We start from the raw sequence: 24733 nt of genomic DNA, 5'->3' as shown, positions 1-24733 counted from the left end.
GGGAATCGTTATCGCTAAGCTTTTGTTTGCATCGCCGGGCCCAAGTTGTAACTCGATGGTTGCTTACGGATCTCGTGGGTGCCGGCCACTAGCGGGTGCGGGTGGTCATCAGGGCGAGTGACCAACTGCGATGGCCACAGCGCGGGCAGGCAATGACGTCATGAAGTTGATGCTGTACCGGCAGACCACAACTGACGCAGCAATACAAACCTGCTGAAGGTGGGGCGTCGTATTCCAGGCGGTGTTCAGGTGGCAGCACTGACAGTCCCGGCTGAGTGTCTTCGGCTTTGTAGAAGTAGAGGCTCAGTTCGCCGTCGGTCTCAAGCAAACCCAACCGCACCTGGCCCAGGTGCTCCACCCCTTGCTGGCGCAGCTCCATGAACAACTCGTTGGAGGATATGTTCAGGTTGCGCAACGAGTGAATTTCGTACTGCCCGTCCTTGACGACAGTGATCGGGAGGCCGTCGATCCAGGCTTCGCACGTCTTACTCCGGCGCATCAGGTAGATCGTACCGCGATACAGGAGCAGTAGCGTGACGAACACCAGGGCCACCGGCAGCAATGGCACATCTTCGTAGAAGGTCACATCGCCGGCGGCCGAACCCAGGGTTAGGATGACGACCAGTTCGAAGCGCGAAAGCTGCTTGATGCCACGCCTGCCGCTGAACTTCAGAAACAGAAACACGGCCAGAAAGGCCGCAACCACGCGCATCATCACTTCCATCAGAAACGTGACGGGCAAGTCACCCAGCAGCATCCTTTGCAGATCGAATGACTCCATCAAGCGCCCTCCATCTCCACCTTGTGATCAATTGACCTGAGGGTAATAGACACGGTTCAGCGTGGGCGTCGCCATGGGCTGAGCAAGGGAGGGTGGCATTCAAAGGAGGGGGATTTTCGAGCGGGTAAAAGAAAGCCCGCTGCTAGTCGGGCTTAAGTCTTTCTCATGGGGATGAGTTGATAATCCACTTGGCAACGTGAAAATTCGGTGAAATAAAAGTCCTCATTCTGTGGAGCGTTGAATTAGGCGAAAAAGGTGATGAACGGTCAGATTATGAAGTGGCTTTCAAGACAGTCGCGCTGGGCCATTCCAGACTCTGGACCAACGTCCGCAATCGGTGCTTGTCCTCTTCCAACGACAATGCCTGCTGGGCCCGCTTGAGCAACAAATCCACATGCGCGATGCATGCTTGGCCAAAACGATCAGGCGCGATGCGCGCCAGGCTCCCCAGGGCTTTTACCAAGCGGATGTCCACTTCCAGCAAGCCGGCACCGTCCCGTGCAATCAGCGTGAAGAAGTCATCGAACATGTCGTCAACCGTTAAACCGCGCACATGCACGTTCTGAAACTGCCCGTTGGTCTTAGTATCCGGCGCTTGCCGTGCCCATGTGGAAAAGCAGCGTACTCCACGGCCTATGACGTCGATAACCGTGCCAGAGTCGTTGGTGGCGGGAGACAATGCGCGGGAAGCAATCTCTGCCAGCACCGAGAGCCCGAAGCGCGGGTCCTGGCCATAGGTGCGCCGTGCACCGAGGGTCACTGCAGCCAGAATCTCAGCTTCAAGTTCTGCGGTACTGCCTGCCTGAACGCTGCACACGGCGCGTGCCAGCACCGTACCGTGATGCACGAAACTGCCCGGCAGCACTTCCAGGTAGATTACGGCATTGTACTTGTCGGCTGCGTGGGCGAGGGCGCTGACATCGACGTGTTGTACATAGCCGATGTCATCGCAGGGAATCGGTACTGCGTCCGGGTCAACCTGCGTAGCATCCGTGTAGGGTTGTGCCCCCAGGTAAGGCCACTGCGCGCGGCGCTTGAGCGCTGTAATGGCCGCGTCCTCCACGCGGTCGATGGTTTCCCCGACGCGGCCAAGCTTGGACAAGTGATCGATCCAGCGCAGCAGGGTGTACACGATCAGTACGATCATCACCAAGGTCACTGCAAACAACACTACACGGCCCTGAGCGCCATAAATGCCCGTACTCAGGGCGATGATGCCCACCAGGCTGAACAGAAAAGAGCCGATGAACGTCGCCAGGGCATTCTGTGTAGTGGCGTCCTCCATTACCAGGCTGGTCGCGCGAGGTGTCACGCCACTGCTGGCGGCGCTGTAGGCCGATACCATGGTGCTGAGCGAAAACGTGGTCACCGCCAGCATGCTGGAGGCGATGATGCCCAGGATCTTATCGACCGAGTCCGCCCCGACTTTCGCCGGCAACGACGCCGGCACCATGTCGCGCAAGGCAATGGCCAGCAGCGCGGTGAGTACACCGATCAGGGAAAACAGGCCGGCGCGAAACCATAGCCTTTTCGTCGTTTGCGCAAGTGCCCAACGCCAGCGAGCGATCATGGTGGTCAATCTTCCTCAGTAGGTAGGCCGCGTGCAGCCTGAAGCTCTGCGGCATCGCCACGATTGAGTTCAAGTGGGTGCAGATAGTTTCGCGACCCGTGTTCGGGTTTTGCAAACGAGACGGAACGACGGCAGCCCTGCGGTATCCTTATACAAGGCGCTGGATTTGTATAAGTGCGAGCGCTCGACGTTATCCATCAAGCCCGATGCAGGCCGCGCCTGCCGGATGGAGTATCTGCCATGAACTTAGACCAACTGAAGCAACTGGCCACTGCCGGCACCGTCAACGAACTCGAACTGCTGTCGCTCGAAGGCGGCTTTTACGTACTGCGCGCGTTGACGGCCGACGGTCCGCAGACGTTCAGCGATGCCCAGGGGCAGGCGGTGCGCCTGCGGTCGATGACGGAGCTGCGCGAGCTACTGGCCGATGTGCCGCCTGTGCCATGCATGCTGGTGCAGCATGTGGTGCATGACGAGATGTGCGGCCAGCGCGATGGTCCCCTGGCGCCGCTGCGCGTCCCCGTGACGCTGGCAGAGCAGTGGTAGCACAGTCGGTGCAAACGATAGACCAGAGCCGCCTGCAAGCCTGGCAAGCCCTGTCGCAGTTCTTTCTGGACACCGAACTGACAGAGTCGAGCCTGGCGTGGGTGGCCAGGGCCATGGCCCAGAGCCCCTACACGCTTGATCAATTGCACAGCATGCTGTGGCATGAATTGTATCCGGCATTGCATTGGAACCTCAGGTCCATGGCCGGTGAGTGGGCAGGCTGGACGGATGAGTTCCTGATCGAGCACGTTAAGGTGCGGCCGTTCGAGCCGGCAGTTGCGCGCTGTGGGGCGGTGGGTGATGAGATAACACGGAGCTGGGAGCGGGCCGTGGCAAAGATGAAACCGTGCGTAAACCCCAGCTGAGCAGCCAGTAATCCCGCAGCCTGTTAATGGACCGCACGACGGCCTACTGCCTACTGTATGACTCGCTATGCATGCATCAGGCGCATGCAAGCTAGAAACAATTAGCGCTGTAGCCGGGTTCTGCATGCAGGTAACGTGGCCTGCATGCTCACCTCCCAAGGGGCATGCCCTCATACAACAACAATAACGAGCGCTCGGCGCCGCCCTTGGCGCGCGCGTCTGCGGCTGGAGATCACACATGTCTGTGCAATCCAACAGTGCCAGCGTCACAGTGCATTCAACAACCTCAGCCGTCGTCGCCAGCTCGGGCGCCTGGTCGACGTTACTGATCCTTACCGCCATCTACGCCATTAACATTGCCGACCGGTACGTACTTTCTACCTTGATCGAGCCCATCAAGCACGAGTTTCAACTCAGCGACGCGGCTGTCGGGTTTCTGACTGGCGTGGCACTGGCCATTTTCTACGTCGCTGCGGGCTTGCCACTGGGCGCCTTGGCCGACCGGACGAATCGCAAGCGCATGGTCGGTGCAGCGGTGGCGGTGTGGTCAGCAATGACCGTACTTTGCGGGCTCAGCAGTGGTTTCTGGCAGCTGCTGCTGGCGCGTATCGGCGTCGGCGTCGGGGAGGCAGGGGGGACACCGCCCAGTCACTCGATCATCGCAGACAAATTCCGCCCGCAACTGCGCGCATTCGCACTCTCGGTGTACGGCATAGGCGCCAGCGTAGGCGCCTGGTTCGGCGCATCCGGCGCAGGTTACCTGAACGATGCCCATGGCTGGCGTACCACGCTGCTGGTATTTGGCTTGTGCGGCCTGCCGTTTGCTCTATTGGCCTGGTTATGTATTCGCGAGCCCAAACGTGTGGACGATGGCCTGCAGCCAGGTACCGTGCTTGATAAGGGCAGCGACAATGGTTTCAAGGCAGCCCTGGCCTACACCCTGCGCCACCGCGCACTGCTGCACCTGATCGCCGGGGCGACGGTGGTGACCTTCTGGGGCTGGGGGATTCTGTGGTGGGCCACCTCCTTCCTGGTTCGCAGCCACGGCCTGTCGGTGGGGGAAGCGGGGGCGCTGCTTGGCCCGATCCATGGTATCGCCGGGACAGCGATGATGGTCATCACCGTCGTCGTCATGCTGCTGCTGCGCAGTCGACCCTTGTCTGGCCAAGCCCGCTTCGTCGCCTGGACCACGCTGCTGGGCACGCTGTTCTCCGTGGCCCTGTTCATCACCCGTGATCTTGCGGTGAGCCATGTGCTGTTGTGGTTGTTCGTGCCAGTCACCTATATCTACATCGGGCCTTCGATCGGTCTGCTGCAGAACCTGTACCCAGCTGCTATGCGCGCCAAAGGCTCCGCCATCCTGCTGTTCACCGCCAACATTGCCAACCTGGCCATCGCGCCGCAGTTGATAGGGCTGCTTTCGGACCTGATTGCACCGCATCTGGCCGACCCCGCGCAGTCGCTGCGCTACGTGCTGCTCGGCTGCGCATTCACAGGCTTCTGGGCCAGCTACCACTACTGGGCCTGCGCCCATCACATGCAGAAGGAAATCCAATGACCCGGCCATTGGCGGTCACCGCCGAACACGTGCGTTACCACCCAAGGCCCCTGTCGGGCAGCTCAAAGGTGGAGATGGGCTGGGCGGTCGAACAAGGCCCGCTTTTGGCAGGCTTTGCGCGCTGGGATGGGGACGACGGGCCATTCAAGACGCTTGATTATGATGAGGTGTTGATGGTTGTCGAGGGCCATTTTGGCTTCGAACTTCCATCGGGCGAGCGCTTTGAGGGTGGACCGCAGACCACCCTGCGCATCCCTAAGCACACACCGGTCAAATACTTCGGCACCCAGGCGAAGGTATTCTTCGTCATCACGCCGCCAGGGGAGTAGTGGCATGGACCTGAGGCTCAAACCCCATGACGATCAAACAAACGGTTGGTCAGCGATATTGCCACCGCGCACGCCCCACGCACCCTTGCTCGGGCATGTGCAAGCCGACTGGCTCGTGATCGGCGCCGGCTACGCTGGGCTGGCCGCCGCGCGCCAGCTGGCCTGGCTGCGGCCCAATGACCACGTCGTGATCCTTGAAGCAGGCGTGGCCGGGGACAACGCCTCGGGGCGCAACTCGGGTTTTGCCATTGATGTGCCGCACAACGTGGGCAGTTCTACTGCCGAACTGGAGAAGGCGGTCAACTACAAGCGTTTGATGAAGGCCGGTATCGATCACCTAGAAGCCATCGTCACTACCCAGCGCATCGCCTGTGACTGGAGCGAGCAAGGCAAATACCACTGCGCGGCCGCACCACATCTGGCCGACACCTTGTTGCGCCACCATGCTCAAGAATTGCACGCGCTGGGCGAGCCGTACCAATGGCTGGAGCAGGCCGAACTGGCCCGGCGACTAGGGACCGCCTACTTTCACGCGGGCATCTACACACCAGGCTGCATTCTGATGAACCCAGCGGCACTGACGCGCGGCCTGGCCGATACGCTGCCTGACAACGTCGTCATCTTCGAGAACAGCGCAGTGACGCGCTTGCAATACGGTGTAAATATCGTCGCTGAAACTGCAAGAGGTTCAGTTCGGGCTCGTCAGCTGATCCTGGCCAACAACGGCAGTGCCTGCCAGCTGCCAGGTTTTGAACGGCAACTGTTCAACGTGGCCTCTTACGCCAGCCTGACCCAACCGCTGACGCTAGGGCAGCGTGCCCGGCTGGGTAATATCGATGAATGGGGCGTGACACCGGCAAATGCCATCAGTGGCGCCACCCTGCGCTATACCCGTGATCACCGCCTGTTGATCCGCCAGCACTTCGATTTCACCCCGGGCCTGCAGGTAGGTAAGTCGGTGAGGGACAGGGTGCGGGCACAGCACCGGCAGGTATTCCTGGCACGCTTCCCTGAGCTGGAGGATGTGGCGCTTGAACACTTCTGGATGGGTTTTTTCTCCATCACTCGCAATGGTGCGCCGCGCTGGGGCAAGATTGGCGAAAACGTGCATGCCGCCGTCGGGTGTAACGGTGTCGGTATTGCCAAGCAAACCATCGCTGGCGTGACGCTGGCTGACATGGCGTGCGGGTTCGACAATCCCTTGATCGCCGATATGCAGGCCCTCGGCGCGCCGCAAAAGCTGCCACCCAGGCCGTTGCTGGATCTTGGCGTCAACGCTTACCTGACCAAAGAGCGCTGGGTGGGCAGGCAGGAATACTAGAAGGCAGGCCATGAGCACCCCACGCAAACGACTCCCGCCACTGCAAAACCTAGAGGCTTTCGAGGCGGCGGCCCGCCACCTGAGCTTTACCCGGGCGGGCGAGGAGGTCAGCCTTTCCCAGAGTGCCGTGAGCCGACAGGTCAAACACCTCGAAGACAGCCTTGGCGTGCAGTTGTTCACCCGCACGCACAAGACGCTGGAACTGACCAAGGCCGGACGCACATTGCTGGGCGGGATCGAGCGTAGCCTGGCGGAGCTGCGTGGCGCGGTCGAAACCCTAGAAAACGAGAAAAGCCCAACCGTCACTATCAGCGCCAGCATGGCAATCGCCAGCTTCTGGCTGCTGCCCGGTATCGCCGAGTTCAAGGAACGCCACCCCGACATCCGCGTTCGGGTAATTGCAGCCGATGGGGAGGACTACGCGGGGATCCATAACAACGACACCGACTTCACCATCCTCTACGATCAGGTCCTAGGTCGCGACCAGGTGTGCATCGAGCTGTTCGAGGAAGTGATTTTTCCGGTGTGCACACCCGGCTACCTTCAAGGACGTACGTTAACCAACATGGTCGAGCTCTCGCGAGAAAAGCTGATCGACTTCGAGGTGCGGCACCTGCGCACCGTCAAAGGTTGGCCGGACTGGTTCAACCGGGCCGGATGCGAGACTCGAGGTATCAATTACACGCTGTCGGTTTCCAATTATGACCTGGCTTGCCGGGCAGCCTTGGCTGGGCAGGGTGTCATGCTGATGTGGGCCTACGTGGCACCCTGGCAAGACTTTGCTAACGGCACGCTCATCCGGCCTGTGGAGGCGGTGGTCAACACAGGCCACGTCGAATACCTGGTGCATGCCAAGGCGCTGGAGTCCTCGGCGCCGCATAGGGTGTTCAAACAGTGGATCCTCGACTATGCCAGCCGCACCAACCAGGTCACCCAGGCTTATTTGCAGTGCTCAGGCGCTGATGGGAGCGCGGTTTCCTAGGCTACCCCAAGCAAGCGCAGCAATTGGGCATGTTCCCAGGTGCTTAGAAACACCACTGGGTTGGTGCCGTAGGGTTGGCAGGCATCGAACAGGTAAGTGCGACCGTCAGGGCTGGAACAACGGATGCAATGATCCAGCGCGCCGTTTTCATTGCACAAGGTGAGTACCCAACCGTCTGCTTGTACGGTGATGGATCCACAGGCCATTTCTGCCCAACTTGGTTCGCTTACGCGCTGTAGATCTCGAATCCCGAGGGCGATATCACGGAGTATCTGGTAGACCTCTCGAGGTGCTAGGGAAGGTGTCGTCACGCTGGCTGTCCGTTATCGATTGAGTTGAAAGTCAGTTGGCATAAGGTTTGTGAGCCTGCCAAAAGGCTTCGAGCCTATGACGCCTGTTATGTGCAGGGCGCCGTTTTTTGATAGCCTCCTATCTTTCTGGAGGAATTGTATGACAGCCGCTAGCCGATCAAAACTTGCCGCCCGCTATGGTACCGAAGAGGTATCGCCGCTCACCCAATGCAATGCAGTGATCGAGCAGTTGCTCGACCATCGCAGCGTACGGGCATTTGAGGACCGATCGCTGCCTGATGGTACGTTGGACGCCCTGATTGCCGCTGCGCAGTCTGCGTCTACGTCCTCAAACCTACAGGTCTGGAGCGTGGTGGCCGTTCAGGATCCCGGCCGCAAGCAACGGCTGTCGGTGCTGGCGGGCAATCAGGCTTATATTCACCAGGCGCCGCTGTTTCTGGTCTGGCTTGCCGACCTGTCACGGGTGTCGCGCATTGGCGAGCAGCATGGCGTGGCACTTGAAGCACTGCCTTACCTCGAGAGCCTGCTGCTGGGTACGATCGATGCGGCTCTTGCGGCGCAGAATGCGGTCGTTGCCCTGGAGTCCCTGGGATTGGGAAGTGTTTATATCGGCGGCATCCGTAACGACATTCAGGGAGTGGCCGCAGAGTTGGACTTGCCAGCTCATGTCTATCCCGTGTTTGGCTTGTGTGTCGGCTACCCCTCTGCGGATCGCCCCGCCAAGGTCAAACCGCGGCTACCGCAGGAGGTTGTCCTGCACCATGAGACGTACTCGACCGCTCAGGAACAGAGCTTGCTGTCCCGTTACGACGAGCGCCTGGGGGCGTTCTACCACCGTGAAGGCATGAAAGCCTCGGGGTGGTCGGAACAGGTCGTTAGCCGGCTACGAAGCGTTGCCAGCTTGCATGGGCGGGAAGCGCTGTTTGATGAGTTGAAGCGGATGGGGTTCGGGTTGCGGTGAGGCGGCATTCACCGACCGATCACAGCGCATCTTTGTTTAAGGAACCCTAATGAATAGCTATCTTCAGGAAGTCGTGGACTTGCACCACCTGATCGAAGCACGGTTTGCCCGGGGCGAGGGTTCGGTTGAAGCGATGATGCAGCACTTCGTACCAGATTTTTCGATGGTTTCACCCGGAAGGCTGCAGTTCGAACTGCGGGATGTGGAGCAGCTTTTTGATCGGAACGCGGGCAGTCAGCCGGGGCTGAGTATCGAGCTAAGGGATTTAGAGACCCTGCATCAATGGACCGATGGTGCGATGGTCAGGTATCGGGAGATACATAGAGCCGAAGGTAAGAGCGAGACGGTACGGGTATCGACGGCATTGTTGGTGTTGGTTGAGGATCGGGTAAAGTGGCGTCATTTGCATGAGACATGGGCATTATGATTGCTCGCGGTCGCCAGCAATCATTTTGAACGCTTGAGGAGGCAGGCGGCAGCGGGATGGCGTCTGCCGCTTGGTCTGACACCCCCTTGTGGTTCAACTGGCCCCTGACGGTGTGAAACGCGAAGCTAAAACCCCACCGCCACAATACGGTTCCAAAGCCAGGCAGCGCCTCAGTTGCGATCCAACCACACCGTCTGCACATTGGTGAACTCACGCACGCCAAAATGCGACAGTTCACGCCCAAACCCGCTTTTCTTCACCCCGCCGAAGGCGACACGGGGGTCGGAGGCGCAGTAGCCATTGATGAACACCGCACCGGTCTCCAGCGCCGACGTCATGCGCTCGGCCAAGGCATAGTCGGCGGTGTAGATGGTCGAGGCCAGGCCAAACTCGCTGTCGTTGGCCAACGCCACGGCATGGTCGGCATCCCGCGCGGTGGTGATCGCCGCAACCGGGCCGAACAGTTCCTGCCTGAAGGCTGTCATCTGCGGCGTCACATCCCCCAGCACGGTCGGTGCGTAAACGTTGGCCACACCTTCGACCTTGTGCCCGCCGAGCAACAACGTAGCGCCCTCGGCAAGGCTGGCCTGCACCTGGCCATCGAGCTCGTCGCGCAAATCGTAGCGGGCCATGGGTCCGATATAGGTCGCCTCTTCAAGCGGGTTGCCAACCTTCAAGGCCTGCGTTGCTTCAACGAACTTGCGTGTGAAGGCCTCGGCGATGCTCTGCTCGACGATAAAGCGCTTGGCGGCCGCGCACACTTGCCCGGTGTTCTGGTATCGCCCGATCACTGCTGCCTGCACGGCTGCATCCAAATCGGCATCGGCCAGCACGATAAAAGGGTCCGAACCGCCCAGTTCCAGTACGCACTTCTTCAGCGCAGCACCGGCCTGGGCACCGATCGCCATGCCAGCGCGCACGCTGCCGGTCAAGGTCACCGCGGCAATGCGCGGGTCGTTGATGGCGCGAGTCACACCGTCCGGTGTCACGTTGAGCACCTCGAACACACCCTGCGGGACGCCCGCATCCTTGAACAGCTTGTCCAGCAGGTAGGCGCTGCCCATCACATTGGGGGCATGCTTGAGCACGTAGGTGTTACCCGCCAGAATCGCCGGTACCGCGCCACGCAGCACCTGCCAGACGGGAAAGTTCCAAGGCATCACTGCCAGGATCGGGCCCAACGGGCGGTATTCGATGCGGGCTTTTTCGACCTGGGTCGCTTCAGGCGCGAGCATCGCGGGACCGTGCTCGGCGTACCAGCGGCATAGCCCCACGCACTTGCTGACTTCACCCCGTGCCTGGGTGATGGGTTTGCCGATTTCGCGGCTGATCATCTGGGCAAACGTCTCCGCCTGAGTCTCCAGGGCAGTGGCCAGCGCCAGGAGGTGCTCGCTGCGCTGATCGGCCGACAGCCGGCTCCACTGGCCGTAGCCGTGCTTGGCCCGCGTTAGCGCAGCTTCAAGCGCGGCATCGGTGTCGAACGGGTAGGCGCCGATCTGTTCGCCGGTATACGGGTCAAGGGAGATGGCGTGGGTCTGGCTGCTGATCGCATTCATGGCGGGACACTCTCGCTGTAGGTATGCAGTGGGCTCAGACTAGTGGACTAGGGCTTTAATGAAAACTGAATAATAATGAGCCACTCATTCACGTTTGGAGAAAGCCGTGGACCTGATACAACTTGAGATGTTCAAGGCAGTCGCCGAGCAAGGCAGCATCAGTGCAGCGGCGCAGCATATCCACCGGGTGCCCTCCAACCTGACCACGCGCATCAAGCAACTGGAAGAGGACTTGGGCGTAGACCTGTTCATTCGCGAAAAAAGCCGGTTGCGTTTGTCCCCGGCCGGCTGGAATTTTCTGGAGTACACCCGGCGCATCCTCGACTTGGTCCAGGAGGCGCGCAGCACGGTGGCAGGGGAGGATCCGCAGGGCACGTTCGCACTGGGCTCCCTGGAAAGCACCGCGGCGGTGCGGATCCCGGCCGTGCTGGCAGCCTACAACCAGCGCTATCCCAAGGTGGACCTGGATCTGTCCACGGGACCGTCCGGCACCATGCTCGAGGGTGTTCTGTCGGGTCGGCTGGTGGCCGCGTTCATCGACGGGCCGGTCTTGCACCCGACCTTGGAGGGCATGCCGGTCTTCGAAGAAGAGATGGTGATCATCGCGCCCCTCAACCACGCGCCCGTGACCCGGGCGCAAGACGTGAACGGCGAAAACATCTACGCCTTTCGCGCCAACTGCTCGTACCGGCACCACTTCGAGAACTGGTTCGTCAACGATCAGGCCGTCCCACGCAAGATCCACGAAATGGAGTCTTACCATGGCATGCTGGCGTGCGTCAGTGCCGGTGCAGGCTTGGCCATGATGCCGCGCACGATGCTGGAGAACATGCCAGGGTGCAGTACGGTCAGTGCCTGGCCGATGTCTGAAGACTTCCGTTACCTCAAGACTTGGCTGGTCTGGCGCCGTGGGACAGTCTCGCGCAGCTTGTCCACGTTCGTGAGTCTACTTGAAGAAAGCATCTCATCATCCTGATTCAAAACAATTTTGAACGATTCTTACAGCGCCCAGTCTAGGCATCCGTTGCCGGGTCGACGCGTTGGCCTGCCATGCCAGGGCCTTGGATGGGGAAACCGGTCTAGCACGGTTATCCTGCCTGATCCAAGCAGCAAACGGCTAAGGATCATGAGAAGTGATAGCAATCTACTTCCAAGTTCCTATACAACTGACCATAATCCGGCAATTATTACATCGTGTGACCGAAACATGAGATTCGGTTACCTAAAATTTCGAGAGGTCAAAGCCCCAGGCCGTCCGGTCGATGCTCAGCAGGCTGATGCAACCGACTGACCCAGGGTCCAGACTTCCAGCTGTCGCACTTACCATCAGGAGATGTCATAGATGAAATCCCGTATCGCTGCTTCGTTGGCTGCCGCCGTGCTGGCCTTCGCCGGGGCGAACCTGGCCCAGGCTGCTCAGGTTTCCGGCGCTGTCGGTGTTACCAGCCAAGGCGACATGACCTACCGTGCAGGCTTGTCCTTCGACTGGGACAAGCAGTGGTTCGAGACCAGTGTTGGTCACCTGACCGGCTACTGGGACGCGGGCTACACCTATTGGGAAGGCGCAGATGCCAGCGGTGCCCACTCGCTGTCCTTCAGCCCGGTGTTCACCTATGAGTTCAGCGGCTTCACCTACACCCCCTACATCGAAGCGGGTATCGGTATTGCGGCATTTTCCAAGACCCGCGTCGGTGACCAGCGCATGGGCTCGTCCTTCAACTTCGAAGACCGCATTGGGCTGGGCTTGAAGCTGCCGTCGGAGCAGAAGGTCGGCATCCGCGCCATCCATTACTCCAACGCCGGCATCCGCCAGCCCAACGATGGCATCGAGTCGTACTCGCTGTTCTACAGCAAAGGCTTCTGATGATCAGCCTGGCTCGGCGGCTGCATTGCCGCCGAGCCAGGCAAGTGCCTGTCAGAAGGTGTAGGCCACCCCGGCCTGCACCGTACGAGGCGCGCCGGGATAGGCGTAGGTGTTGAACGAGCCTTCGTCATAGCCCTTGTTGAACAGGTTCTTCACGTCCAGGTTCAGGCGTACGTGCTCGTTCACCTTGTAGAAGCTCAGCAGGTCCACCACGCTGTAGCGCTCCATGGTGTAGGTGGAGGTTGCGGTCTGGCCGGCGCGGTCATCCACGTACTTCACCCCTACGCCCAACCCGAGCCCCTTGGCCAAACCGTCCTGAAACTCGTAGGTGTTCAGCAGGCTGAAGGTATTGCGCGGGATATTGGCTAGTCGCGTACCGCTGGGCAGGCTGGTGTCCTTGGTGACTTCGGCGTCGACGTAGGAATAGCCACCGATGACGCGCCATTCGGGGGTCAGGTTGCCTGCCACATTGATATCCAGCCCGCGGCTGCGCACTTGCCCTGCGGCCACCTTGAAGGTGTTGGTAGGGTCGCTTGGATCGTTGGCCAGGACATTTTCTTTGACGATGTGATAGACCGCGGCATCCGCGCTCAGTTGGCCATCGAGCGACGCCCACTTCAACCCCAGCTCATAAGACTTGCCCTTTTCCGGATCGAAGCCGCCACCGCTGGCGGGCGTGCCGGTGTTGGGCTTGAACGAGCGCGCGGTATTGGCGTACACCGCCAGGGTATCGGTCAGGTCGTAGATCAGCCCAACGCGCGGTGTGACGCCATTTTCCCCTTTGCTGAAGTCGCGGTTGGTGGGCATCTTGTCGTCGTAGTCGTGCTCGAAGCGCTCCAGGCGTACCCCGGCCAGCGCCTTGAGACGTTCGGTCAGGGCCACTTGGTCCTGAATGAAGAACGCCCAGGTTTGCAGGTTCTCCTTGTCCCAGGTGGTGGTGCGCGTCAGGGCAGGGCGAGGCTGGCCCAGTACCGGGTGATAGATATCGATGGGGTAGGTGCCATCGCGCGCCGAGGAGCGCTGGATGATGGAGTTGTAATCGTAGTTCTCGTATTCGACGCCGGTCAGCAAGGTGTGGCTGAACGCGCCTGTGTCGAAGTGCCCCGTCAGGTTCAGTTGCCAGTCCCGGTCGGTCCACTGCAGCTTGCGCCAGTTGAAGTTGCGCTCCAGGGTACGACCGTCGGCCGGGGCCTTGTTGGCTTCCACGGCGTTGCCCTGCAGGCTGCCATCGAGGAACTGGAAGCCGCCAGCCAGCGTCCAGTCCTGGTTGATCAGATGCTCGAAGCGTACCTGGGCCATGTTGTTGTCGTTGTGCAGCAGGTTGTCACTGCCCTTCTCCCAGATGTAGGTGTCCCGCGAGGCGCTGCGCGGTTGGCTGGCGTAGCGGGTCAGGCCGCGATCAAGGGGGTGGTTGTTGCGCATGAAGTCGCCTTCGAACACCACCTTGGTGCTGTCGTTGACCTGCCAGCTGAGTACTGGCGCCACGTCATAGCGCTCGCCCTGCACATCGTCACGGAAGCTGTCGCCGCCTTCGCCCAGCACATTGAGCCGGTAGGCCACGGAGCCATCCTCGTTCAGCGGCCCGGTGGCATCGAGGGTGGCGCGGTGCATGCCTTGGTCGTCGAACTGACTGCCCAGGGTCACTTTAGGGTCTGGCAGGGGTTGCTTGCTGACCACGTTGAAGGTGCCCCCCGGATCGCCACGGCCATACAGGCTGCTGGCCGGGCCGCGAATGACTTCCAGCCGCTCGACCGTGTTGGCGTCGGGCGCGTTGGGGTAGCCCCGGTTGATCGGGAACCCGTTGCGGTAGAACTCGCCAGTGGTAAAGCCGCGCACCGTGAAGGTGGTAAGGCCCTGGCCGCCGAAGTTGTTGGCACGGCCTACGCCGCCGGCATAGTCGAGCCCGTCCTGCAGGCGCGTGGCGCCCGTATCCTGGAGGACATCCTTGGGCACCACGCTGACCGACTGAGGGGTCTCGTGCAGTGCCGTGTCAGTGCGCGTGGCGCTGGCCGAGCGACTGGCCTTGTACCCCTCGACCGGGCCATCGGCCCGCTCGGCGTCGGCACTGCCGGTAATGCTCAAGGCTTGAAGTTCGATTTGCGCGGTGTCGGGCGGGGAGGCCGGGTCGGCAAACGCCAGGGGGGAAACGGCGTGAAGTACACAAAGCGAGACGAACGTGCGACGCATCGACAGTACGATCCTAAGTAGGGCGCTGATGTTGGAAGTTTAACCGCGCCGCGAAAAATACTACGAATCATTATCAAATGCATCTGTTTCGGTTTACACCTGTGCTCTGTATGCGCAGACCCTAATGAGCAGGTCGCTAGCCACCTGTCATCCATTTGGTCAGGCCATTACGGCCGCTTACGCCTAGCTTGGCAGCGGCGCGTTTTAGATAGGTCTCAACAGAACTGTTCTTTACATTCAACCGCTGGGCCAGCTCAGGGGCAGTGCAGCCGCCCAGCAAGCCCACGCACACCTCCTGTTCGCGCACCGAGAGCTTGACCGACGCCTGAAGCAGGCGCCTGCCGAAGGCTTGCTGCAGTCTACCGACCTCCGCGTCATCCAGCGCCTGGCCGATCACTTCGGCGCCGTCATGAACGAGCAATTGCCCGTGATGTTCCACGAGCGGCAGCAAGGTGCTCGAGAGGCTTTTAAGCTGCGACAGCTCTGCCAGCGAAAAGCGTCGCTCGCTGGGCAACCGGTAGGCACTGATCACCCAGCGCTTGCTGCCGCTGCAGGACACCAGGTGGCATTGATGGGCCCGCCGCAGGTTACGCGGATTGCTACCGTCGGGCGCCTCGACCTGACCGTTGCCCAGCGGGATATCTGGCTGGAGCAACTCAGCCAAGGCTCGTCCCCGCTGTACAACATTGGCGCCTATGTCGCGCTGGAGGGGCAGGTGGACAGGACCAGGCTGTCGCAGGCACTGGATCATCTGGCTAGCCTGCACGATGCCTTGCGCACCGCCTGGGTTGCAGGACGGTGGCTTGGCACGGCAGCGTTTCGCCACCCAACTGCCCGTGAAGTTGATGCGGGACGACCTGCAGGCTGACGCCCACCCGGCCGATGCCGCCCTGAACCTTCTCGACGCCTGGGTGCGCAGACCTGGCGCTCGCGTTCGGACAGCTTAAGGCCGGTCTGGGCCAGGCGCTCGATGAACCGCTGCTCCAGGCTTTCGTGGCTATTGCGCTGCGCGGTGGGTTGCAGGGCACGCAGGTGTTTCTCCAGCATCGGCAGCACCAGGGGTGTAATGGCCTCGAGCCTGTTGCGCTCCAGGGCGGAGAAGCCGTAGGTGGTGTCGGCGCGCAGGACGCGGATCTCGACCCGCGCGTCGCTGGTGCGGATACGGTGCAGGCGCGAAGGGTCGCCCGAGGCGGTGGCAGTGGCTTGATCGCACGAGAACACGGTTTCGTCGAGCACGGTGGTTTCGCTCGGCGAGCGTGGCAGCTGGCGGATCTGCGTGGCGTCGATGCACAGGTGAGCCTGAATCAGGTCATGCAACAGGCGGGGGAACTGGCGGCTGCCGGTGCTGGCAATGATCTTGCCGATCTGCGGATAAATGGAATTGATGCTCATCGAATCGTCCTTGAGGCCAGGGCAGAAACCCGGCTGTAGTGCAGGCCCTCATCCTGGGCCGGCATCGGTGCGTGACAGGTATGCTAGTACAACGAGCGAGTGCTGGCTAAATCAAGAATCGATGATGCCATATTGATATCGTTTTGCAGACGCCATGCCGATCAGCGGGTTTGCTATCATGCCGCCTCCCTGACTAGCACAAGGCCCCATTTCCATGCCCCTGAGCGCCGAACAGATTGCCGAGTTCCGTGAGTTTGCCGAGCAGTTGGCCGATGCTGCGAGCGCTGCCATCACGCCTTACTTTCGTGCAAGCCTGGAGGTCGAGGACAAAGGCGGTCGCTTGTACGACCCGGTCACCGTCGCCGACAAGGCGGCCGAGGACGCGATGCGCGAGCGGATCCAGGCGCGCTATCCAGACCATGGCATTCTCGGTGAAGAGGCGGGCGTGGCCGTGGGCAGCAGCCCGTTGACCTGGGTGCTCGACCCGATCGACGGCACCCGTGCCTTCATCACCGGCCTGCCGTTGTGGGGCACGCTGATCGCGCTCAACGACGGTACCCGGCCAGTTGTGGGGGTGATGAACCAGCCCTTTACCGGCGAACGGTTCATCGGCACGCCCGAAGGTGCCTGGTCGGGCACGCGAGCGCTCAAGACCCGCGCCTGCAAGGAACTGGCAGCGGCCACGCTGATGTGCACCACCCCTGACATGTTCGATACGCCTGCGCGCAAGGCTGCGTTCGAGCACCTGGCCAGCCAGGCGCGGCTGATGCGCTACGGTGGCGATTGCTACGCCTATTGCATGCTGGCGTCGGGCTTTGTGGATGTCATCGTCGAAGCCAGCTTGCAGCCCTATGACGTGCAGGCGCTCATGCCCATCATCGAGGGCGCAGGCGGGGTGATCACCGCCTGGGATGGCAGCAGCGCGCAGCAGGGCGGTTGCGTGGTGGCCTGTGGTGACCCGGCCTTGCATGCCAAGGTCGTGGAGCTGCTGCGCGGCGCGATGTAATTCAGGTCACTGCGCGGACTGGCGCTTGCCGCACTTTTTTGGCTTTCGGGGCTCTATGCTAGGCCCAGGCCGCCGCGATCCCCGCGGTGGCCGCCGAAAACGAAGCGGTGCCGATGGTAGTGTGCAGTTGCTCCACGATAGTTCGCCTGCTGTTGGCAGGCTCCCTGGCCAGCCTGTGCGCCTGCACCCAGCAGCAGGGGCGCGACATCGTTAACCAGCTGGGCGAAGGCAAACCCAGCGAGCTGTTCCAGACCAGTGTGGACCGCCTGGCCACCTTGTCGATGCGCGACAACCTGCAAAGCCTCTACCTGCTGATGAACAAGCTGTACCTGCGCAATCCCAACCAGTTGCAACGTTCAGGCTACCTGGACGCGGCCACGGCCGAGCGCCAGATCCGCCTGGCCATTGAGCAGCGCCAACCCCTGGCGCAACTGGGTAATCGACGCGACCTGGCTGCCTTGAGTTATGCCTTGAGCCCGGAGTTTCGCGGTGATCGAGTGGGTGCGTTCATCTACGCCATCGGCAGTATGCTGATCACCGCCCACGGCGGGCGCACCGCGTTCTACATGACCGACACCCTCGACCCGTTGTTCATCAACAACGCCGCGCGCAACATCGAAAAAGCCACCTGGATGCTGAGCCAGCGGCAGGACGCCAACGGTGTGTTGTTGCTGTTCTCCAATGAAATTTCGGAGGAGGGCAGCAACCTGAGTTTTGCCGTGGAATTCGGCAAGGTGGTGGCCCGCCTCGACCTGCTGGCCGAGCTGCTCGACGAGCGCTACCGCCGTATCGGCCTCAATTATGCGCAAAGCCTGCTGCTGATGAATTTCCTGCCGGTACAGTGACCTGCTGTGCCTGGAGCAGGGCCTGGATGGCCTTGCGGTAACGCTGCCCGGCCAGGCTCATGCTGTTGTTGTGCGTCGCACCCGGCACCAGTAACAGCGTCTTGGGCTCGCGCGCGGCCTCGAACAGCTGTTGGCTGAAACGCGAGGGCACGTAGCGGTCGTCCAGGCCATGGACCAGCAGCACCGGCAGGTCGATGTCGCCGATTTTGCCCAGCGAGTCGAATTTCTGTGACAGCAGCCAGCGCACCGGCAGCGATGTATTGGCGACCACGCCTGCCACATCGCCCAACGAGGTGAACGTGGACTCCAGAATCAGCCCACGCGCCGGGGCGCTGGTGCGCGTGTCTCGAGCTTCACGGGTAAGCGTGCGCGCCAGGTCGACCGCCACGGCCCCACCCAGGGAGTGTCCATAGATCAGGCGTTTGCTCGCATCAGGTTGCAGTTGGGCGAAACGCTCCCAAGCCACGCGAGCGTCCTCGTACACGGTGGCTTCCGAGGGCAAGTCCCCTCGGCTGCGACCAAAGCCGCGATAGTCCACTGCCAGTACCGAATAGCCCATGGCGTGCAGCTGTTCGATGCGAAACAGCTGGCCAGTGAGGTTCCAGCGCACACCATGCAGGTAAAGAATGGCCGGTGCATCGGCGCGTTTTGCGGGCCACCACCAGGCATGCAGGCTCTGGTTCTCGGCGAAGGTACGCGGGCGCAGGTCCAGCTCCTGAACACCGCCGGGCAGGCCATGGAACCAGCTGGCCTGGCCGGGCTCGATGCGAAACACCAGCTCGCGTTCCTTGTGCTGCAAGACCGAGCACCCGGCGGGCAGGGCGAGCACCAAGGTGGCAGCGCACAGCCAGCTGAACCAACGGCGGCGTAGGGCGGAGAACAACCGGGTAGACATACGGAGTTTGGGGGTCTCGAAAGTGGTCAAGGCGCGGGAACGTAAAAGAAGCGTGGCGTAGTTCTATCAAATGCTGCAGGTCATATGTAAGAAATATTACCCGCCGGCGGGTCAGCTTCTTTGCAAGCTGTTTCCAGCGCGAGCGTGCGCACGGTGCGCCGATTGCGCAAGCGCCCCGCAAGCAGGTAGCGTGGCCCGACACCCTCCTGACGAAGGCTTTGTTTTGGACTCGATAACCCAAGCCGTTCTCGGCGCCGCGTTGCAAGGTACATTGTTGGGGCGCATTCAGGGCCGTCGGGCCCTGGTCTACGGCGCTGCGCTGGCCACACTGCCGGACCTGGACGTGATCATCCGCTATGCCGACCCGGTCTCGCAGATGACCTACCACCGTGGCTTTTCCCACTCAGTGTTCGTGCTGACCGCGCTGGCAGCGCTTCTGGCATGGCTGGTGAACAGGGCCTGGCCGGACAAAGGCTATACGCTGTCCCGCTTATTCCTGACTTTCTGGCTGGTGTTGGTGACCCACCCTGTGCTCGACGCGTTCACCGTGTACGGCACCCAGCTGCTCTGGCCCTTGCACGTGACCCCGCAAAGCTGGGCGGCCGTGTTCATCATCGATCCTGTGTATACCATGCCGTTGCTGGTGGCGGTGGCCTACGCCGCCGTGGGTGGCACCCATGCCCGCGCACTACGGTTCATGGCCGTGGCGCTGGCTTTGAGCACCGCGTACCTGGGCTTGGGCCTTGCCAGCCGTACCCTGGCAGAACACCGTTTCCAGGCCGCGCTCGATGCCAAGGGCGTGACTGTGAGCGAGGTTCGGGCAGTGCCCATGGCGTTCAACAGCCTGGTCTGGCGGGTCTTGGCCAAAGCGCCGGACGGCGTCTATTACGAAGGGGTCAGTAGCCTGTTGGACCGCCAGTCGCCAGAGATGCTGCGCCTGAACCGCAACCTGTCATTGGCCCAGGTGCTGGCAAACGATCCGCTGCACCAGCGGCTGCGCTGGTTCACCGACGACTGGCTGCGCTACGACCAGGTCGGCGACCGGCTGGTGGTGACCGACCTGCGCATGGGTACGCCAGGCAACTACACGTTCCGCTTCGACATGGCCCGGCAGGGCGAGCAGGGCCGCTGGCAGACGCAGCAGCCGGCCGTGCACACCGCCAGCGGCCCGCGCGATCTGTTCGACGGACAGGCACTGGGGTTGATCTGGCGCCGCATCGTCTTCCAGCAACCCCCGCTGCCCTTGGCCGCCTGGACCGCACGCATTGCAACGCCAGGGCAAGGCCAGGTGGAGTAGCCCCCCATGCGCTCAGGCGGGCTGGACCTGGTGAAGTGGGTCGCGATGCTGGCGATGGTCGCTGACCACCTGCGCTTTCTCTGGCCGCAGGCCCACGGCCTGTTCGTGGTTGGCCGACTGGCGTTTCCGCTCTTTTGCCTGGCCATGGCCATGAACGTGGTACGGCGCGGGCCTGACACGCTGCTCGATCGCCACCACGGGCGGTACCTGGGGCTGATGCTGCTGTTCACGGTGCTGTCCGAACCCGCTTACCGCTGGCTGGACAGCGGCTCGACCACGTTCAGCATCATGCCGACGCTGTTGTTGGGCCTGCTGCTGGCCTGGGGCGTGCAGCATACCCAGGTGGCAACGCGGCTGCTGGGGCTGGTCGCGCTGGGCGCAGGTTGGGCTGGCAGCCCGTACCTGATGTACGGCCTGCCAGGGGTGCTGCTACCCGCCGCCTGCGTGCTTGCCCACCGCTACGGGAGCCGGATGTGGCTTGTGCCGTGCCTGTCGGCGGTTGCCGGCAACTTGACCAACAGCTGGTTGATGACGCACCTAAGCGCCCCCTTCACCTGGGTCACGCTGACGGTTGCCGCCGTGGCCATCCCGGTCGGCAACGGCCTGTTGCACAGCCGATGGCGTCGCGTGCCGGCAGTGGGTCGCTGGGGCTATGGGTTCTACCCGCTGCACCTTTTGCTGATCAAAGCTGCGGGCATTGTTCAGCTGTGACACACCTGTTCCACCTTTGACCCAAGGTTGACGCAACTGTGCCGAGCATTCGCCCGTATCCGGCCCCTGCTCACTGACGGCCAAAGGCTCTACCGCGGTATCTCCGGCCGTCAGTCGGCGGTTTGGCACAGCCGTTGCTCTTGCCTGGAATGACGCTCGTCGCAGCGTCGCCATAACAAGAACGGAGAACAGCGCATGAATCGATCAGGCCCCCAACGCCTTGCACTCGGCTGCCTGGCCATGGCCCTCAGTTGGACACCCCTGGCCTTTGCCGCCGGTGTCGATGGGCAACGCATCATCGATGCGGACAAAGAGCCCGGCAACTGGATGAGCCATGGCCGCACGTACGACGAGCAACGCTTCAGCCCCCTCAAGACCATCGACCAGAGCAACGTCAGCCAGCTAGGGCTGGCGTGGAGCTACAAGCTCGACCTGGACCGCGGTGTGGAGGCGACTCCCATCGTGGTCGATGGGGTGATGTACACCACGGGGCCGTTCTCGGTGGTGTACGCGCTGGATGCGCGCAACGGCCAGCTGCTGTGGAAGTACGACCCGCAGTCCGACCGCAACCGTGCGGGCGAGGCCTGCTGCGATGCGGTCAACCGGGGCGTGGCCGTGTGGCAGGGCAAGGTCTACGTCGGTGTGCTCGACGGTCGCCTGGAGGCCATCGACGCCAAGACCGGCAAGCGGGTGTGGTCGGTCGACACCCGCGCCGATACCACGCGCAGCTACACCATCACCGGTGCGCCGCGGGTGGTCAACGGCAAGGTGGTGATTGGCAATGGCGGCGCCGAATTCGGCGTGCGTGGCTATGTGACCGCCTACGACGCCGAAACCGGGCGCCAGGCATGGCGGTTCTACACCGTACCGGGCGACCCGAAGCTACCGCCTGAGGACAAGGCCATGCAGATCGCCAGCAAGACCTGGCACGGGGATGCCTACGTCGAGTGGGGCGGCGGCGGGACAGCCTGGGATTCCTTCGCCTATGACCCGCAGTTGAACCTGCTGTACATCGGCGTGGGCAACGGCGCGATGTGGGACCCCAAATGGCGCAGCCAGGCCAAGGGCGACAACCTGTTCCTGTCCTCGATCGTGGCGGTGAATGCCGATACCGGCGAGTACGCCTGGCACTACCAGACCACGCCCGGCGATGCCTGGGACTTCACGGCCACCCAGCACATGATCCTGGCCGAGCTGCCCATCGACGGCAAGCCGCGCAAGGTGCTGATGCAGGCGCCCAAGAATGGCTTTTTCTATGTGCTGGACCGGGAAACCGGCGAGTTGCTGTCGGCCAAGAACATCGTGCCGGTGAACTGGGCCAAGGGCATCGACATGAAGACCGGCCGGCCCATCGTCGATGACGAGGCGGCGGCCTACTGGAAGGACGGCAAGCGCAAGTTGGTGACCCCGGCGTTCTGGGGGGCGCACGACTGGCACCCGATGTCGTACAACCCGCAGACAGGGCTGGTGTACATCCCGGCCCACATCATGTCCGCCTACTACGAGCACGTGCCCGAAGCGCCCAAGCGCAACCCGTTCAAAAGCGTCTATCAGCTGGGGCTGCGTACCGGCATGATGCCCGAAGGCGCCGAAGGGCTACTGGACATGGCCAAGACCTGGTCAGGCAAACTGATCGCCTGGGACCCGGTCAAGCAGGCGCCTGCCTGGGAAGTGCCGTACATCACCATCTTCAATGGCGGCACCTTGAGCACGGCCGGCAACCTGGTATTCGAAGGCAGCGCCGACGGCCGGGTCATTGCCTATGCCGCCGAAACCGGCAAGAAGCTGTGGGAAGCGCCTGCGGCCAGCGGCGTGATGGCCGCACCGATCACCTATGCCGTCGACGGCGAACAATACGTCACCTTCATGGCGGGCTGGGGCGGCGCGTTTTCCACGTTCGCTGGGGCACTCTCGTTGCGTGCAGGCGTGCAGCCCTACGCACAGGTGCTGACCTACAAGCTGGGCGGCACGGCCAAGCTGCGCGAGCCGGCCCCGCCTGCCGATGCGCCCAAGCCGCCGCCATTGACGGCCAACGCCGAGACGGTCGCCGCAGGCGCTGCGCTGTACGACGGCAACTGCTCCCAGTGCCACGGCATTCATGCGGTCAGCGGCGGGGTCCTGCCGGACCTGCGCAAGCTGAGCGCCGACAAGCACCAGATGTTCCTCGGGATTCTCTACGGCGGCAGGGTGCCCGATGGCATGCCCTCGTTCGCCGACAACCTCAACCCCGAGCAGGTCGAGCAGGTCCATCAGTACCTGATCAAGCGTGCCCACGACTTGCAGGAAGAAGGCGAGGTCTGGAAGCGGTTCAGCGCTCGCCCGGCAAGCCCTTCATCGCTGGCTGACAATGCACCACAGGAGTGAAATGCCCATGAACGATTCGGTCTACCAGAACTTCATCGACAACCGGTTCGAACCCGGTGAAGCCTTGCTTGAGGTCCATAACCCGGCCAACGGCCAGTTGCTAGGTCGCGTGCCTGAGTCTTCGCAGGCGCAGGTCGACCAGGCCGTGAGCGCGGCACGCCGGGCTCAGAAGGCCTGGGCAGCCCGGCCTGCGCAGGAACGCGCGGGCTACCTGCGTGCTATTGCGAGCCGGATACGGGCCAATGCCGACCAGCTGGCCCGGACCATTACCCTGGAAGGCGGCAAGGTCCCGGCTCTGGCCCAGGTGGAAGTCGGCTTCACGGCCGATTATCTGGACTACATGGCCGAGTGGGCGCGGCGCCTGGAAGGTGAGGTGTTGACCAGCGACCGTCAGGCCGAGCATGTGTTTCTCATGCGCAAACCGGTGGGCGTGGTGGCAGGCATTCTGCCGTGGAACTTCCCGTTCTTCCTGATCGCCCGCAAGATGGCGCCGGCGCTCATCACCGGCAACACCATCGTGGTCAAGCCCAGTGAGGAAACCCCGATCAACTGCTACGCCTTCGCCCGGCTGGTGGCCGAAACCGGCCTGCCACCCGGGGTGTTCAACGTGGTCGGCGGCACAGGCGCCGCCGTGGGCCACGGCCTGTCCAGTCACCCCGGCGTGGATATGGTGAGTTTCACCGGCAGCGTGGCGACCGGTGCACGGATCATGGCAGCGGCGGCGCCGAACATCACCAAGCTGAACTTGGAGCTGGGCGGCAAGGCGCCTGCCATCGTGTTGGCCGATGCCGACCTGGACCTGGCAGTGAACGCGATCGTCGCCTCGCGGGTGATCAACACCGGACAGGTGTGCAACTGCGCAGAGCGCGTGTACGTGGCGCGCCAGGTAGCCGATCGGTTCATCGATCAGGTGGCCCAGGCGATGGCCGCCACGCGCTATGGGGACCCATCGACGCAGGAGGACCTGCACATGGGGCCGCTGATCAACCAGGCTGGCCTCGACAAGGTGGCGCAGATGGTGCGCACCGCCCAGGCCCAGGGCGCGCAGGTGGTCACGGGCGGGCAGGTGGCCGACCTTGGCAGCGGTTTTCATTATCAGCCCACCGTGCTGGCAGGCTGCGCGGGCGACATGGAGATCATGCGCAAGGAAATCTTCGGGCCGGTATTACCGATCCAGGTGGTGGAGGACCTGGACGAAGCCATTGCCCTGGCCAACGACAGCGAGTACGGGCTGACCTCATCGCTCTATACCCGCGATCTGAACGCCGCGCTCAAGGCGTGCCGGGAAATCGACTTTGGCGAGACCTACATCAACCGCGAAAACTTCGAGGCCATGCAAGGCTTCCACGCCGGGGCCCGCAAGTCGGGCATAGGCGGGGCGGACGGTAAGCATGGGCTCTATGAGTACACGCGCACGCAGGTGGTCTACATCCAGGGTTGAAGCCCGGCAGTTGCCAGTGCCCCG

24 protein-coding genes and 1 pseudogene are annotated in these 24733 nt (G+C 62.2%); 17 read left to right on the top strand and 8 right to left on the bottom strand.

What is annotated here, in order from left to right; all coding sequences use genetic code 11:
* Positions 1-88 precede the first annotated feature (88 nt).
* Both ACK59L_RS03875 and ACK59L_RS03870 read right to left on the bottom strand, forming a co-directional pair.
* A complete protein-coding gene (locus tag ACK59L_RS03875; RefSeq protein ID WP_409271987.1) occupies positions 89-781 on the bottom strand; it encodes a DUF421 domain-containing protein in 693 nt (230 codons plus the stop codon).
* Positions 782-1052: 271 nt separating this feature from the next.
* Complete coding sequence (locus ACK59L_RS03870; protein WP_409271985.1) at positions 1053-2351, bottom strand: DUF2254 domain-containing protein; 1299 nt, start codon at positions 2349-2351, stop codon at positions 1053-1055.
* Positions 2352-2591: 240 nt separating this feature from the next.
* On the opposite strand from ACK59L_RS03870, the gene ACK59L_RS03865 reads away from it, so the two are divergent.
* The 6 genes from ACK59L_RS03865 (at position 2592) to ACK59L_RS03840 (ending at position 7452) form a co-directional block, all read left to right on the top strand.
* On the top strand, positions 2592-2897 hold the full coding sequence (locus ACK59L_RS03865) for a DUF6482 family protein (RefSeq protein ID WP_196136009.1): 306 nt from the start codon (positions 2592-2594) through the stop codon (positions 2895-2897).
* Between the two features lie 8 nt (positions 2898-2905).
* Positions 2906-3262 (top strand): hypothetical protein, encoded by a 357-nt coding sequence (locus ACK59L_RS03860; protein ID WP_409271983.1) that lies wholly within the window; start codon positions 2906-2908, stop codon positions 3260-3262.
* A gap of 238 nt (positions 3263-3500) precedes the next feature.
* Positions 3501-4820 carry an MFS transporter gene (locus tag ACK59L_RS03855; RefSeq protein WP_196136007.1) on the top strand — a complete coding sequence of 440 codons (1320 nt, stop codon included), beginning with the start codon at positions 3501-3503 and terminating at the stop codon, positions 4818-4820.
* The gene (locus tag ACK59L_RS03850; RefSeq protein WP_196136006.1) at positions 4817-5149 is read left to right on the top strand and encodes a hypothetical protein; all 333 of its coding nucleotides are present in this window, start codon (positions 4817-4819) and stop codon (positions 5147-5149) included. The genes ACK59L_RS03855 and ACK59L_RS03850 overlap by 4 nt, the downstream gene beginning before the upstream one ends.
* Before the next feature lie 4 nt (positions 5150-5153).
* Complete coding sequence (locus ACK59L_RS03845; RefSeq protein WP_409271981.1) at positions 5154-6470, top strand: NAD(P)/FAD-dependent oxidoreductase; 1317 nt, start codon at positions 5154-5156, stop codon at positions 6468-6470.
* Positions 6471-6480: 10 nt separating this feature from the next.
* Entirely contained in the window at positions 6481-7452 is a 972-nt protein-coding gene (locus ACK59L_RS03840) for a LysR substrate-binding domain-containing protein (protein WP_409271978.1), read from the top strand.
* Here ACK59L_RS03840 and ACK59L_RS03835 read toward each other — a convergent pair.
* The gene (locus ACK59L_RS03835) at positions 7449-7658 is read right to left on the bottom strand and encodes a hypothetical protein (protein ID WP_409271976.1); all 210 of its coding nucleotides are present in this window, start codon (positions 7656-7658) and stop codon (positions 7449-7451) included. The genes ACK59L_RS03840 and ACK59L_RS03835 overlap by 4 nt on opposite strands.
* A gap of 244 nt (positions 7659-7902) precedes the next feature.
* Between ACK59L_RS03835 and ACK59L_RS03830 the strand changes: the two genes are divergently transcribed.
* Both ACK59L_RS03830 and ACK59L_RS03825 read left to right on the top strand, forming a co-directional pair.
* On the top strand, positions 7903-8724 hold the full coding sequence (locus ACK59L_RS03830) for an NADPH-dependent oxidoreductase (RefSeq protein WP_409271974.1): 822 nt from the start codon (positions 7903-7905) through the stop codon (positions 8722-8724).
* A 49-nt stretch (positions 8725-8773) separates the two neighbouring features.
* On the top strand, positions 8774-9151 hold the full coding sequence (locus ACK59L_RS03825) for a nuclear transport factor 2 family protein (RefSeq protein ID WP_409271972.1): 378 nt from the start codon (positions 8774-8776) through the stop codon (positions 9149-9151).
* Positions 9152-9321: 170 nt separating this feature from the next.
* Here ACK59L_RS03825 and ACK59L_RS03820 read toward each other — a convergent pair whose 3' ends face one another.
* Positions 9322-10707 carry an aldehyde dehydrogenase family protein gene (locus ACK59L_RS03820; protein ID WP_196125511.1) on the bottom strand — a complete coding sequence of 462 codons (1386 nt, stop codon included), beginning with the start codon at positions 10705-10707 and terminating at the stop codon, positions 9322-9324.
* A 106-nt stretch (positions 10708-10813) separates the two neighbouring features.
* Between ACK59L_RS03820 and ptrR the strand changes: the two genes are divergently transcribed.
* Together ptrR and ACK59L_RS03810 are read left to right on the top strand one after the other, a co-directional pair.
* Positions 10814-11683: a putrescine utilization regulator PtrR gene (gene ptrR / locus ACK59L_RS03815; RefSeq protein WP_058604546.1), complete on the top strand. Its 870-nt coding sequence runs from the start codon at positions 10814-10816 to the stop codon at positions 11681-11683.
* Between the two features lie 366 nt (positions 11684-12049).
* Positions 12050-12571, top strand: coding sequence for an acyloxyacyl hydrolase (locus ACK59L_RS03810; RefSeq protein WP_196135983.1), 522 nt, complete (start codon positions 12050-12052; stop codon positions 12569-12571).
* Positions 12572-12622: 51 nt separating this feature from the next.
* Here the strand turns inward: ACK59L_RS03810 and ACK59L_RS03805 are convergent, their stop codons facing one another.
* Positions 12623-14758, bottom strand: coding sequence for a TonB-dependent siderophore receptor (locus tag ACK59L_RS03805; RefSeq protein WP_409271969.1), 2136 nt, complete (start codon positions 14756-14758; stop codon positions 12623-12625).
* 136 nt (positions 14759-14894) lie between these two features.
* Positions 14895-15422: a helix-turn-helix transcriptional regulator gene (locus tag ACK59L_RS03800; protein WP_409271967.1), complete on the bottom strand. Its 528-nt coding sequence runs from the start codon at positions 15420-15422 to the stop codon at positions 14895-14897.
* Between ACK59L_RS03800 and ACK59L_RS03795 the strand changes: the two are divergent.
* Positions 15378-15488 (top strand): annotated as a pseudogene (locus tag ACK59L_RS03795) (hypothetical protein); the annotation flags it as partial. The gene ACK59L_RS03800 and the pseudogene ACK59L_RS03795 overlap by 45 nt on opposite strands.
* Before the next feature lie 17 nt (positions 15489-15505).
* Here the strand turns inward: ACK59L_RS03795 and ACK59L_RS03790 are convergent.
* Positions 15506-16150, bottom strand: coding sequence for a LuxR family transcriptional regulator (locus tag ACK59L_RS03790; protein ID WP_409271965.1), 645 nt, complete (start codon positions 16148-16150; stop codon positions 15506-15508).
* Between the two features lie 214 nt (positions 16151-16364).
* Here ACK59L_RS03790 and hisN point away from each other — a divergent pair, with 214 nt between their 5' ends.
* Both hisN and ACK59L_RS03780 read left to right on the top strand, forming a co-directional pair.
* Entirely contained in the window at positions 16365-17156 is a 792-nt protein-coding gene (gene hisN / locus ACK59L_RS03785) for a histidinol-phosphatase (protein ID WP_409271963.1), read from the top strand.
* Between the two features lie 113 nt (positions 17157-17269).
* On the top strand, positions 17270-18001 hold the full coding sequence (locus ACK59L_RS03780) for a hypothetical protein (RefSeq protein WP_058639248.1): 732 nt from the start codon (positions 17270-17272) through the stop codon (positions 17999-18001).
* Here the strand turns inward: ACK59L_RS03780 and ACK59L_RS03775 are convergent.
* On the bottom strand, positions 17952-18896 hold the full coding sequence (locus ACK59L_RS03775; protein WP_058604556.1) for an alpha/beta hydrolase: 945 nt from the start codon (positions 18894-18896) through the stop codon (positions 17952-17954). The genes ACK59L_RS03780 and ACK59L_RS03775 overlap by 50 nt on opposite strands.
* 223 nt (positions 18897-19119) lie before the next feature.
* Between ACK59L_RS03775 and ACK59L_RS03770 the strand changes: the two genes are divergently transcribed.
* The 4 genes from ACK59L_RS03770 to aldA all read left to right on the top strand — a co-directional run bounded on the left by ACK59L_RS03770 (position 19120) and on the right by aldA (position 24709).
* A complete protein-coding gene (locus tag ACK59L_RS03770; RefSeq protein ID WP_409272062.1) occupies positions 19120-20193 on the top strand; it encodes a metal-dependent hydrolase in 1074 nt (357 codons plus the stop codon).
* A gap of 6 nt (positions 20194-20199) precedes the next feature.
* Positions 20200-20904 carry a TraX family protein gene (locus ACK59L_RS03765; RefSeq protein ID WP_409271961.1) on the top strand — a complete coding sequence of 235 codons (705 nt, stop codon included), beginning with the start codon at positions 20200-20202 and terminating at the stop codon, positions 20902-20904.
* A 240-nt stretch (positions 20905-21144) separates the two neighbouring features.
* Positions 21145-23268, top strand: a complete 2124-nt coding sequence (locus ACK59L_RS03760) for a PQQ-dependent dehydrogenase, methanol/ethanol family (protein ID WP_230375255.1) — start codon at positions 21145-21147, stop codon at positions 23266-23268.
* Positions 23269-23275: 7 nt separating this feature from the next.
* Positions 23276-24709, top strand: coding sequence for an aldehyde dehydrogenase (aldA, locus tag ACK59L_RS03755; RefSeq protein ID WP_100852625.1), 1434 nt, complete (start codon positions 23276-23278; stop codon positions 24707-24709).
* Positions 24710-24733: the final 24 nt, after the last annotated feature.

This window comes from Pseudomonas sp. KCJK9111 (assembly GCF_046231935.1).
GTDB classification, from domain to species: Bacteria; Pseudomonadota; Gammaproteobacteria; order Pseudomonadales; family Pseudomonadaceae; genus Aquipseudomonas; species Aquipseudomonas parafulva_B.
The sequence above is the reverse complement of the archived record's forward strand: the minus strand, read 5'-3'. Positions and strand labels throughout refer to the sequence as shown.

Coding starts and splice junctions, on each gene's coding strand:
- ACK59L_RS03875 (WP_409271987.1), bottom strand. CDS start 781: ATGGAGTCATTCGATCTGCAAAGGATGCTGCTGGGTGACTTGCCCGTC.
- ACK59L_RS03870 (WP_409271985.1), bottom strand. CDS start 2,351: ATGATCGCTCGCTGGCGTTGGGCACTTGCGCAAACGACGAAAAGGCTA.
- ACK59L_RS03865 (WP_196136009.1), top strand. CDS start 2,592: ATGAACTTAGACCAACTGAAGCAACTGGCCACTGCCGGCACCGTCAAC.
- ACK59L_RS03855 (WP_196136007.1), top strand. CDS start 3,501: ATGTCTGTGCAATCCAACAGTGCCAGCGTCACAGTGCATTCAACAACC.
- ACK59L_RS03850 (WP_196136006.1), top strand. CDS start 4,817: ATGACCCGGCCATTGGCGGTCACCGCCGAACACGTGCGTTACCACCCA.
- ACK59L_RS03845 (WP_409271981.1), top strand. CDS start 5,154: ATGGACCTGAGGCTCAAACCCCATGACGATCAAACAAACGGTTGGTCA.
- ACK59L_RS03840 (WP_409271978.1), top strand. CDS start 6,481: ATGAGCACCCCACGCAAACGACTCCCGCCACTGCAAAACCTAGAGGCT.
- ACK59L_RS03835 (WP_409271976.1), bottom strand. CDS start 7,658: ATGGCCTGTGGATCCATCACCGTACAAGCAGACGGTTGGGTACTCACC.
- ACK59L_RS03830 (WP_409271974.1), top strand. CDS start 7,903: ATGACAGCCGCTAGCCGATCAAAACTTGCCGCCCGCTATGGTACCGAA.
- ACK59L_RS03825 (WP_409271972.1), top strand. CDS start 8,774: ATGAATAGCTATCTTCAGGAAGTCGTGGACTTGCACCACCTGATCGAA.
- ACK59L_RS03820 (WP_196125511.1), bottom strand. CDS start 10,707: ATGAATGCGATCAGCAGCCAGACCCACGCCATCTCCCTTGACCCGTAT.
- ACK59L_RS03810 (WP_196135983.1), top strand. CDS start 12,050: ATGAAATCCCGTATCGCTGCTTCGTTGGCTGCCGCCGTGCTGGCCTTC.
- ACK59L_RS03805 (WP_409271969.1), bottom strand. CDS start 14,758: ATGCGTCGCACGTTCGTCTCGCTTTGTGTACTTCACGCCGTTTCCCCC.
- ACK59L_RS03790 (WP_409271965.1), bottom strand. CDS start 16,150: ATGAGCATCAATTCCATTTATCCGCAGATCGGCAAGATCATTGCCAGC.
- hisN (WP_409271963.1), top strand. CDS start 16,365: ATGCCCCTGAGCGCCGAACAGATTGCCGAGTTCCGTGAGTTTGCCGAG.
- ACK59L_RS03780 (WP_058639248.1), top strand. CDS start 17,270: ATGGTAGTGTGCAGTTGCTCCACGATAGTTCGCCTGCTGTTGGCAGGC.
- ACK59L_RS03775 (WP_058604556.1), bottom strand. CDS start 18,896: ATGTCTACCCGGTTGTTCTCCGCCCTACGCCGCCGTTGGTTCAGCTGG.
- ACK59L_RS03765 (WP_409271961.1), top strand. CDS start 20,200: ATGCGCTCAGGCGGGCTGGACCTGGTGAAGTGGGTCGCGATGCTGGCG.
- ACK59L_RS03760 (WP_230375255.1), top strand. CDS start 21,145: ATGGCCCTCAGTTGGACACCCCTGGCCTTTGCCGCCGGTGTCGATGGG.
- aldA (WP_100852625.1), top strand. CDS start 23,276: ATGAACGATTCGGTCTACCAGAACTTCATCGACAACCGGTTCGAACCC.